This is a genomic window from Micromonospora sp. NPDC005291 (genome assembly GCF_040607415.1).
Lineage (GTDB): Bacteria > Actinomycetota > Actinomycetes > Mycobacteriales > Micromonosporaceae > Micromonospora.
Genome location: NZ_JBEXGR010000051.1, coordinates 1 through 10,142, shown reverse-complemented (window position 1 = coordinate 10,142; position 10,142 = coordinate 1). Strand labels below are relative to the sequence as shown.

At 69.6% G+C, this 10,142-nt stretch carries 9 protein-coding genes; 3 read left to right on the top strand and 6 right to left on the bottom strand.

The features are described from left to right. A partial coding sequence (locus tag ABZT18_RS31975; RefSeq protein WP_355253260.1) for an RtcB family protein occupies positions 1 to 311 on the bottom strand: 311 nt, incomplete at its 3' end. A gap of 316 nt (positions 312 to 627) precedes the next feature. Then, entirely contained in the window at positions 628 to 2,625 is a 1,998-nt protein-coding gene (locus ABZT18_RS31970; protein WP_355253257.1) for a translation factor GTPase family protein, read from the bottom strand. A gap of 201 nt (positions 2,626 to 2,826) precedes the next feature. On the opposite strand from ABZT18_RS31970, the gene ABZT18_RS31965 reads away from it, so the two are divergent. After that, entirely contained in the window at positions 2,827 to 3,786 is a 960-nt protein-coding gene (locus ABZT18_RS31965; RefSeq protein ID WP_355253255.1) for a YafY family protein, read from the top strand. Positions 3,787 to 3,819: 33 nt separating this feature from the next. Here the strand turns inward: ABZT18_RS31965 and ABZT18_RS31960 are convergent, their stop codons facing one another. Then, positions 3,820 to 5,130, bottom strand: coding sequence for an RICIN domain-containing protein (locus ABZT18_RS31960; protein ID WP_355253252.1), 1,311 nt, complete (start codon positions 5,128 to 5,130; stop codon positions 3,820 to 3,822). Positions 5,131 to 5,291: 161 nt separating this feature from the next. Between ABZT18_RS31960 and ABZT18_RS31955 the strand changes: the two genes are divergently transcribed. Further along, positions 5,292 to 6,479, top strand: coding sequence for a spore photoproduct lyase family protein (locus tag ABZT18_RS31955; RefSeq protein ID WP_355253249.1), 1,188 nt, complete (start codon positions 5,292 to 5,294; stop codon positions 6,477 to 6,479). A gap of 187 nt (positions 6,480 to 6,666) precedes the next feature. Here ABZT18_RS31955 and ABZT18_RS31950 read toward each other — a convergent pair whose 3' ends face one another. From ABZT18_RS31950 to ABZT18_RS31940, 3 genes are all read right to left on the bottom strand, one after another. Next, positions 6,667 to 7,503 (bottom strand): M15 family metallopeptidase, encoded by an 837-nt coding sequence (locus ABZT18_RS31950; protein ID WP_355253246.1) that lies wholly within the window; start codon positions 7,501 to 7,503, stop codon positions 6,667 to 6,669. Positions 7,504 to 7,587: 84 nt separating this feature from the next. Continuing rightward, complete coding sequence (locus ABZT18_RS31945; protein ID WP_355253243.1) at positions 7,588 to 7,785, bottom strand: DUF397 domain-containing protein; 198 nt, start codon at positions 7,783 to 7,785, stop codon at positions 7,588 to 7,590. Next, positions 7,778 to 8,656, bottom strand: a complete 879-nt coding sequence (locus ABZT18_RS31940; RefSeq protein WP_355253240.1) for a helix-turn-helix transcriptional regulator — start codon at positions 8,654 to 8,656, stop codon at positions 7,778 to 7,780. The genes ABZT18_RS31945 and ABZT18_RS31940 overlap by 8 nt, the downstream gene beginning before the upstream one ends. Before the next feature lie 653 nt (positions 8,657 to 9,309). On the opposite strand from ABZT18_RS31940, the gene ABZT18_RS31935 reads away from it, so the two are divergent. Continuing rightward, a complete protein-coding gene (locus tag ABZT18_RS31935) occupies positions 9,310 to 10,089 on the top strand; it encodes a transposase family protein (protein WP_355253237.1) in 780 nt (259 codons plus the stop codon). The last annotated feature ends 53 nt before the right edge of the window (positions 10,090 to 10,142 follow it).

The following is a 10,142-nucleotide window of genomic DNA, read 5'->3' as shown; positions in this document are numbered from 1 at the left end:
GCCTCGATCGCGGAGCGCAGCCCGGCCAGATCGTCCGGCAGGTCGGCGGCGGTCAGCGACGTACGGACCGCCGACATTCCGCAGCCGATGTCCACGCCGACGGCGGCCGGCGAGACGGCCTGCCGCATCGCGATCACGGAGCCGACCGTGGCGCCCTTGCCGAAGTGCACGTCGGGCATGACGGCGACGCCCTGCACCCAGGGCAGCGCGCCGATGTTGCGCAGCTGCTTGGCGGCCTGCGGCTCGATGGCGTACGGGTCGGTCCAGACCCGGACCGGTGCCCGGGTACCGGCGAGGGGGGTGAATCCCATCGTGGTCTCCTTGTGGTTGTTCGGGGTCCGGCTGGCGTATACGGATACGAAACGGCCGCCCGATCCCCGTGGGATGGGCGGCCGGCGGACGCGTCAGTGTCGGCGTCAGTCGCGCCACCCCGGCTCGATGCCCCGCGCTGGGGGGCAGGCATGGGTTTTGGCGTTGGCGAGCACAGGGGCGCCGGCAGCGAGCAGGTGCCGCGCGGCATCGGTGCGGACGCATCGTGGCACGGCGTACTCCCTCCGGGGTGTGATCGGTTGACCTTGCACCGACGAGAGTAGGAGCGACGCGCGGCGTCCGCAATGGATATCGCCGCTACCGGCCGCCGACGCGGCGGGCGACCGCCAGCAGGTACTCCTTGCGGTCCAACGGATTGTGGTCCCAGCGGAGCCGGGTCGGGGCCGGGCCGCGCACCGGCCGGTACCGGTCGAACGCGGTCTCCAGGACGCCCTCGCCCCGGGTCAACGCCGGCAGCCGACGTTCCAGCGCGTGCACCCGGCCCGCCGGGATCTCCCCCTCCACCAGGTACGACGTGCCGTGCCCGGTGGTGTTGGTCGGCACCGCGTCCAGCCGGGCGAGCGCGGGAAGCAGGGTGCCGAGGATGTCGCCCGGCACCTCCAGCCGGAATCGTTGCACCGGCTCGTGGACCCGGGTGCCGGCCCGGGTGAGTGCGGTCATCAACACCAGCGGGGTGAGATTGCGGAAGTCCCCCGCGGTGCTGGACATGCTCTTGTCGAAGGTGCCGTGGGAGTGGCTCTGCCGGGCCCAGTAGCCGGCATGGGTCATCGTGACCTCGCAGTCCGGGACCTGCCACCCGTACGGTCCCTGACGCAGAGTCCGGTGCACGGTCTCCTCGACCGCGGCGAAGAAGGCCGGCGGCATCGATCCCAGCTCGACGCCGAGCCGGAAGCTCACCCCGGCGCCGGCAGGTGCCGGGGCCACCCGCAGCCCGACGGTGGCCAGGAACGGGTTGGGCGCCACGGCGATCACCTCGACCGCCGCGCCGACGCCGCACAGGCGCTCCACGTGCACCGTGCTGCTCTCCCGGAAGGTCACCGCCACCCCGAAGTCGTCGGCCAGGGTGGCCTGGATGACCTCCTTCTGCACCTCGCCGTAGAGCGAGAGGGTCATCTCGTGCTGCCGGTCGTCCTGCCGCAGGTTGATCAGCGGATCCTGCTCGGCGAGCTGGCTCAGCGCGGCGTGCGCCGCGACCCGGTCGGCGGGCCGCGCCGGGACCACGACGGTCTCCAGGGTGGGCGGCGCGAAGTGACGCTCCCCGCCAGCACGCTCCGGCGGTACGCCGACCGGGTCGCCGATGCGCGCGTCGGTCAGGCCCCACAGTCGGGCGATGTGGCCCGCGCCGACCGACGACGCCGCGACGTCGGCTCCGTCGGCGACGACGCGTACGGCGGTGACCAGGGCTGCGGCGGCCGCGCCGACGCGGATCCGGTCCCGGACCCGGATGGTGCCGGCGAAGAGCCGGACCAGGGCGACCTTCTCCCCCGCCGGGCCGCGCTCGATGGCGAACACGGTGCCGGAGACCGGGGCGTCGACGTCGCCCTGGACCGTGGGCAGCAACTCGGTGATCCCGGCGATGAGCGCGTCCACCCCGGTGCCGGTGATGGCCGAACCGGCGAACACCGGCTGGACCAGCGCGCGGCCGGTCCGCGCCGCCAGCGCACGGCGCAGTCGGGGGTACGGCAACGACGACGTGTCCGCCACCCAGTCGGCGAGCAGCGCGTCGTCCTGCCCGGCGAGCAGGTCGAGCAGCCGGTCGGTGAAGGTGTCGTCGGCGGGGCCGTACGGCGTGCAGTGGGCGTGGCGTGTGCCGGGCGCCGCCACCGATCCCATCGCCACCACGGCCGGGGTGAGCTTCTCCTCGACGGCCCGCAACACCCGCTCGGGGTCCGCCCCGGCCCGGTCGACCTTGTTCACGAAGATCAGCGTCGGGATGCGCAGCCGTCGCAGCGCACGCATCAGCACCCGGGTCTGCGGTTGGACCCCCTCCACCGCGGAGATCACCAACACGGCGCCGTCGAGCACGCCGAGCACCCGCTCGACCTCGGCGATGAAGTCCGGGTGACCGGGCGTGTCGATCAGGTTGACGGTCACGTCGTCCAGCACGAAGGAGACGACGGCCGAGCGGATGGTGATCCCGCGTTGCCGTTCCAACGCCAGGGAGTCGGTGCGGGTGCTGCCCGCGTCGACACTGCCGAGCTGGTCGGTCACACCGACGTCGTGCAACAGCCGCTCGGTCAGGCTGGTCTTACCGGCATCGACGTGAGCCAGGATGCCGAGGTTCAGGGTTTTCACGCAGCGTCAGGTCCTTCAGGTAGGCAACAGATCCCATCTGGTCGGACATCGACGCAGCGCGCATTGTTACTCCCTGCAGGTTGGTGGCGGTTTCGGGTAGTTCAGCAGACCGCCACGGCCTGGGCAACGGATTTACCGTGCGACCGGGGCAGCGGAGACGACGAGCCGCCCTCCACGGACCCGTAGGGCAGACTCGCGGACATGGTGGAGACCTCCGTGCGGCTGCTGCGGCTGCTGACCCTCCTACAGGCCCGCCAGGAGTGGTCCGGCGCGGAGCTGGCCGATCGGTTGGCGGTCACCACCCGCACCGTCCGCACCGACGTGGAGCGGCTGCGGGTGCTCGGCTACCGGATCGAGTCACGCCCCGGGGTCGCCGGCGGATACCGCCTCGGTGCCGGCAACGCCCTGCCACCGCTGCTGCTCGACGACGACGAGGCGGTGGCCGTCGGCCTGCGGGCGGCCGCGTCGGGCTCGGTGACCGGCATCGAGGAGACGTCGCTGCGCGCGCTGGCCAAGCTGGAGCAGTCGTTGCCGTCGCGGTTGCGGCACCGGGTGGACGCCCTGCGGACGGCGACCGTCTCCGCTGCGGGCGGCGGCCCGACCGTGGACGCCGACACGCTCACCGCCGTCTCCACCGCCGTCCACCGTCGGGAGCGGCTGCGGTTCGACTACGCCGGGCATGACGGCAGGGCTACCGTGCGCGACGTCGAGCCGTACCGGCTGGTCTACACCGGGCGGCGCTGGTACCTCCTGGGGTGGGACACCGACCGGGCCGACTGGCGAACCTTCCGCGCCGACCGGATTCGGCCCCGGGTGCCGACCGGCCCGCGCTTCACACCCCGGGAGCCGCCAGGTGGCGACGCGGTCGCGCACGTGCTGCGCGGCGTGGGCTCCACGGCCTGGCCACACCCCGCCCGGGTACGCGTGCACGCGTCGGCGGACCGGATGGCGCAGCGGATCCCCCCGACGGCCGGCCTGCTGGAGGCGATCGACGAGCAGACCTGTCTGCTGCACACCGGTGGGGAGTCGCTGGGCAACCTGGCTGCCTTCCTCGGCACCCTGGAGGTCGACTTCGACGTGCTCGACCCGCCGGAGCTGCGCGCCGTCATCCGTGACGTCGCCGCCCGGTTCGGTCGGGCCGCCGGCCCCGCGCCAGGGTGATCCGGAGCATCACGATCACCCTGGCGGCCCCTACTAGGCCTGCGGGACCAGCCGGAACGACTGCGCCGCGGTGCCGTTGCAGGTGTACTGGACGAGCTGGACGCTGTCCGCCGTGGATGCGCCCGGCACGTCGAGACACTTGCCGCTGAGGCGGTTGACCAGGCGGTAGTAGCCGCCGCCTTCCGATTCGGCCCGCCACTGCTGGTTGTTGCCGCCGCTGTAGGACCAGAGCTGGATCGGCGCCGAGTCGGCGGTCGACACGTTGGTCACGTCGAGCACCTGAGCGCTGTTGTTGCGATTGTTGACCCGCAGGTAGCCGCCGCTGGTCGGCGCGAACTGGTACTGCTGGGCGGTGCTGCTGTTGCACGCGTACTGCTGGATGGCGGTGCCGTTCGCGCTGGCGGCGGCCCGCGCGTCCACGCACTTGCCGCTGCCCCGGTTGACCACGGTGTGCCAGGCGGTCGGCGAGATCGGGCCGGCCGTGGGGGTCGGCGTGGGCGTCGGGGTGGGGCCGGCGCCGGCGAGCCAGTGCAGCCCGTCGATCACCAGGCGGTTCTGCGGCTCACTGTCGAAGGTGGACGACAACCCGGTGTTGGTGCTGTAGTCCATCGCGTTGTGGCCGAAGTTGGCGTAGAGCATCTTGTATTGCCGGTTGCTCCAGACGAGCGGGTAGTAGCCGCCGTACCAGGACTGGTTGGGGTCGGTGCCGACCGGGAAGCTGGACGGGTCGATCGACGCGAGGATGTCGATGTTGGGGTTCTGCCGCAGGTCGTTGCTCCAGGAGTACCACTCGCTGATCGACGAGGGGAACGTCGCCGGAAGGCTCCGGGTGGCGGCGTGGGTACGGTTGTCGGCGCGCAGCGTGACCCGGGTGGGGCCCCAGGTGTTCGTCTGGAACGCGCCGGTGCCGAGGAAGGTGTTGTAGTACCAGCTCCAGCTCGACGGGTTGGTGTTGAACGCTGTCACGTGGAAGCCCATCCACGCTCCACCGTTGCGCATGTACTGCTCGAACGCGGGACGCTGCGCGGCGGGCGGCGCGTCGTCGAGGAACATGATGACTTTGTACTGGGCCAGGTTGGCGGTGTTCAGCAGGCCCCAGTTCGTGGTCGACTCCCAGGAGAAGCCGTACTGGGCGGCGGCCTGCGGGAACCAGGCCCGGGCGTCCCGGTCGAAGTCGATGTGCGCGGCGTCCCAGGTGCCGTTGTAGAAGGCCAGGACCTTGAACGTCGGCGCGGCCTGTGCGCTGTGCGAGGCGTTGACCGCGAGGCCGGCGGTCAGCGCGACGACGAGGGCGACGAACAACGACAAGATCCGTCTGGTACGGGAGGAGAGTTCTGCGATCACCTGATCGTCCCTTCGGTCGGGACGCGCGCCGCCGCGTCGAGGCAAACCATCTGTTCACAAGGTTTACAGATAGATGAAAGATTATTCCCCGGGGCCGAGCGGCGTCAATCGTGGGCCGGACGATCGGGTGGGATTCCTGCGGCAGCGGGTACCCCGGCCGGATGACCAGCCCGGACGCGGTCGACGTCGACCAGCCGCTCGCCGTGGACGTGCCCGCCGCACCGCACGACGCCAGCGGCGAGCGGGTGCCGACTCGCGACCTGGCCAGCCTCGCGCCGCCGGCCAGACCGGCACGCCGCTGGACCCCGAGCCGGGTGGTGGCCACCCCGGCCGCACTTGAGCACCCGCACGGCCAACGGATCGTCGCCCGGGTCGAGGCGCAGGGCATCGAGGTGGAACACCTGCGGTCCAACCGGCTCAGCGGGGTACGCGGGCAGACCGACCGGGAGACGTACGCCCGGGCCAAGGCGACCATGGCGATCGTGGTGAGCCCACCGTCGCGGCGCACCCTGCAACCCATCGCGCCCAGCGCCGACTGGCGGGTCGACCTGGCCGAGGGCTGCCCGGCGCACTGCCAGTACTGCTATCTCGCCGGATCGCTGTCCGGCCCACCGGTGACCCGGGTGTACGCCGACCTCGACGACATCCTGGACGGGCTAACCGAATACGCCGGGCGCGGAACGGTGACCAGCCGCAACGCGCGGCGCGCCGACGAGGGCACCACCTTCGAGGCGTCCTGCTACACCGACCCCCTGGCGCTGGAGCACCTGACCGGGAGCTGGCGGCGGGCGGTGCAACACTTCGCCGGCTGGGACGCGCCGGTGCAACTGCGCTGGACCACCAAGTACGCCGACGTGGACACCTTCGTCGGTCTGCCGCACGCCGGCCGGACCCGGGTCCGGTTCAGCGTCAACTGCGGCCCGGTCAGCGAACGGTTCGAGGGCGGCACCGCCCGGGTACCGGACCGACTGGCCGCGCTGCGCCGGCTCGCCCTCGACGGCTACCCGGTCGGGCTGACCATTGCGCCGATCATCGCTCTCCCGGACTGGCGGGAACGCTACGGCGAGCTGCTCGACCAGGTCCGCGCGGCGGTCGACGGGGTGCCGGGACTGGATCTGACCGCCGAGCTGATCACCCATCGGTTCACCCCGGGCAGCAAGGAGGTGCTGCTCGGCTGGTACCCCCGGACCCGGTTGGAGATGGACGAGGAGTCGCGCACCCAAAAGCGCGGCAAGTTCGGCGCGGTCAAGTACGTCTACCCGCGCGACACGATGGCCGAGCTACGCGGCTGGTTCACCACCGAACTGTCCGCCCGCGTGCCGGCCTGCCGAATCCTCTACTGGACCTAACCCCCACCCCCCACCCCAACCCCAACCCCAGGGCGTCCACCCCACACAGCGTCGATCATGGAGTAGTGGTGCCCGAAGTCTGCTAATTAGCGGTTTCTGTAGCCCACCACAACTCCATGATCGGCGCTGTGTGGGCTGTGGACTGTCTCCGGCTCGGCCTTGAGGACCGTGGCCGTTGGGCCGCGCGTCAGCCGACCGACGAGCGGGCCACCGGCGCGGCGAAGAACGTGTCCGGATACGGCTCCTCGCGGTAGCTGTAGTGCCACCACTCATGGTCGTAGTTCACGAACCCGGCCTCGGTCATCAGCCGTTGCAGCAACCGACGGTTGTCTCGCGCCGTGCCGGTGATGCGAGGGTCGGCCGTGTGCGCCCGGGAGTCGAAACAGTCGAAGCCCGTACCCATGTCGATGCTGTTGTCGGCGAAGCGCTGCCCCCGCGGCGCGGTGCAGGCGACCAGCGGCTGCCCGTCCCGGTACGGGGGCTGGCTGGCGGCGGGCTCGTTGACCAGTGTCAGGTCGACGGTGCTGCCCCGGCTGTGCGCGGTGGGCGCCCCGATGTACCCCTCGGCGAAGAGCCGGTTCTTGGCCACGTCCGGGTAGAACTCGGCTTTGGTCTGCTGCTCGCCGGGGCGCTTCGACCAGGCGACGAAGTCGTCCACCGCCGGCTGCGGGCGGTAGCAGTCGTACACCTTGAGGCTGTGCCCACTGGCCAGCGCGGCGTCCTGCACGCGGCGCAACGCCTCGGCCGCCTGCCGGGTGAGCAGGCACAGCGGCTCGCGGTAGCCGGTGATCGGCCGGCCGACGAAGTTGTGTGCCGTCGCGTAGCGGATGTCGGCGTGGATGCGCGGGTCGAGGTCGGTCAGCACCACGAACCCCGGCAGCCGCTCGGCGGGTGCTGGCGTGGGGGTGGGGGTGGGACTTACCGATGCCGACTGCGGCACGGCCGGCGCGGGGCGAGGCTCCGGCCGCGAGCAGCCGCCGAGCAGCCCGACGAGCGCGAGCACGACGGCGATGCGGTTACGCACCAGTCCTGTCTATCAGCCCAGCTCGCGCCGCTGCGGCAGATCAGGTCGATCCGGTAGCGAGCCTGATCTCACCCGGGACGTGGGTCAGGCGAGGGCATCCGCTTGGATGCCAGCAATGAAGGTCTGCCACTGGTTGGGGGTGAACGCCAGGGTCGGCCCCGTGATGTCCTTGCTGTCTCGCACACCGACCACACCAGACAGGTTGTCGGAAACCTCGACACAGTTGCCTTCATTGCCGCTACGCGTGCTCTTGCGCCAGAGGGCACCAGTCAGGTCACTCATCGTAAGTCTCCTTGATCACTACGCTCACTAGATCCTCTGATGCGCGCTCGTTGAGGGCAAGATCCCAGAGCGTCTGCCAGACCACAGAGTACGTCTCGACTTCGCCAGGACGGTCCAGGTAGAGGCCGCCCGTCAGAGACTCGCTGTAAACCGTGCTGGGCTCTGCCGGGCGCGTGCCCACCGTCGGGAAATCAAGCAACACGAACGCTCCGGCAACGGACGCCCGGTGCGGCCCGATCCCCAGCGGCAGGACCCTGACAGAGACGTTCCGAGCCTGGGCAGCGTTCACCAGGTGAGCAAGTTGTGTACGCCAACCGTCGATGTCACCGATCGGTCTGCGGACTACCGCTTCATCGATCACGATCTGAAGGCGTGGCGCGGCAGGACTACGCCTGGCCAACAGCTTCTGGCGCTCCATCCGCAGAGCGACCTTCTGAGCCACCTCCTGTGGAGTGCGACCGGGTCTTGTCTCGAACACCGCCGCCATGTACTCAGGCGTTTGCAGGAGGCCAGGGATCAGCGTCGGTTCGTATTGGCGTATGGAAGAGGCTGCGGCCTCCAGCCCTACGTACAGCTCGAACCAGCCAGGGATCACCTCGCCATATGCATGCCACCAGCCCCGAGACTTGCTCTCCCTGGCGAGGCTGACCAACACCTCGGTCAACGCGGTGGACGTGCCGTAGCGCTGGCACATCAGCACCACGTCATGCGTGCGTAGTGATGTCTGGCCGCTCTCAAGCCGGTACATCTTGGCTCGGGACCATTCAAGATCAGAGGCAGCGGCCTCAAGGTTGATCCCCGCTTCCTCACGTGCCTGTCGCAGCAGCCGACCAAGCTGCCGCCTCGGAACGGAGGAACCTACCTCACTCATCCGACCCCAATCTCATTCCGCGTGCTCGTCTGTCTCATTCGGAACAGCGTGCCCGGCCAGACGAGACAGCGTCAATCCCTGACCGCCAATTTCGATGTGAGACGTTGCAGAATCTTGCCCACCTCCGGATTGTGGCTGGTAGATGTCCAGTCGTGATGATCTCGGAGGCTGATAGTGCGCCGATGGAAGTGGTTACACCGACCAGACGAACCGACGTCATGATGGCTGAGGAGATCCGCCCCGAACCGCCGTTCCTCGTGATCATGGCGAGCTATGTGGTCGACTTCCACCACCGCAACGTCTGTCCCAAGTGCAGTCCGGACAGCCCGTGCCCTCGACTCACCGAGGCCGGCGATCACCTGAGGGCTTGGCGAGACCGTAGAGACAGGCAGTCGTGAAGTCGGGCGACACTCTGCTCATCGGCAGCGACGCAAGTCCTCAGTTCGGCATCCCCATTCAGTTCCGACTGATCCGGGTGCTCGACCGACCTACTTACCACGGCTGGGCCTGGGTGGACGGTTACGAGTTGAACCGCCGCGGTGATGCTGTCGCTCGTCGGGAATTGTTCGTACAGCCGGCGGGGGTCACGGTGCTAAGGGATGTCTCGTAACCTTGGTGTCTGTCCGTTAAGGATGGTCGGGCAGGATGCCGGGGTGCAGGTGATCACGGCAGCTCGCTCGGAGTGGATCTTTCCGTTCACCGGGTTGCAGCCCGTCCAGTTCCGCACGCTGGTCCGGCTGGTCGCCGAGCGTGGCGGTGACGGCATCGCCGACGGCCGACCGGGCCGGCAGTGGGCTCTTGACCTCGCCGATCGGGTGTTGCTGGTCGCCGCGTACTGGCGCACGAACCTGACGATGCGCCAGATCGGTCCGCTGTTCGGGGTGTCGCACTCCGCGGCGCATCGGGTCATCGACACCCTCGCGCCGCTGTTGGCCCTGGCGCCGGTGCGCAAACGGCCGGTCGAGCAGATCGCGATCGTTGACGGGACGCTGGTCCCGACCCGCGATCACCGCCTGGCCGCTCGGAGCAAGAACTACCGGTACTCGACGAACCTGCAGGTCGCCATCGACGCCTCCACCCGCCTGGTCATCGCCGTCGGTGACCCGCAGCCGGGCAACCGCAACGACACCATCGTCTACCGCACCTCAGGCATCGACCAGACATTGGACGGGCGGCCGGTGATGGCCGACGGCGGCTACCGCGGCAACCCCGAGGTGATCATGCCGTACCGCAAGCCCGCCGACGGCAGCTCGCTGCCGGACTGGAAGGAAGCCCTCAACGTCGAGCACCGCACCGTTCGAGCAGGGGTAGAACACGCCCTGGCCAGGATGAAGAACTTCAAGATCCTGCGCGACTACCGCCGCGCCGGCCACACATTGGCCGATGCCGCTTCCGGCATCGCCAACCTCCACAACATCATCCTCGCCGGCTGACCACCGGCCCGGTCCCGGGCAACGCCTTCAACCAGTTACGAGACATCCCTTAG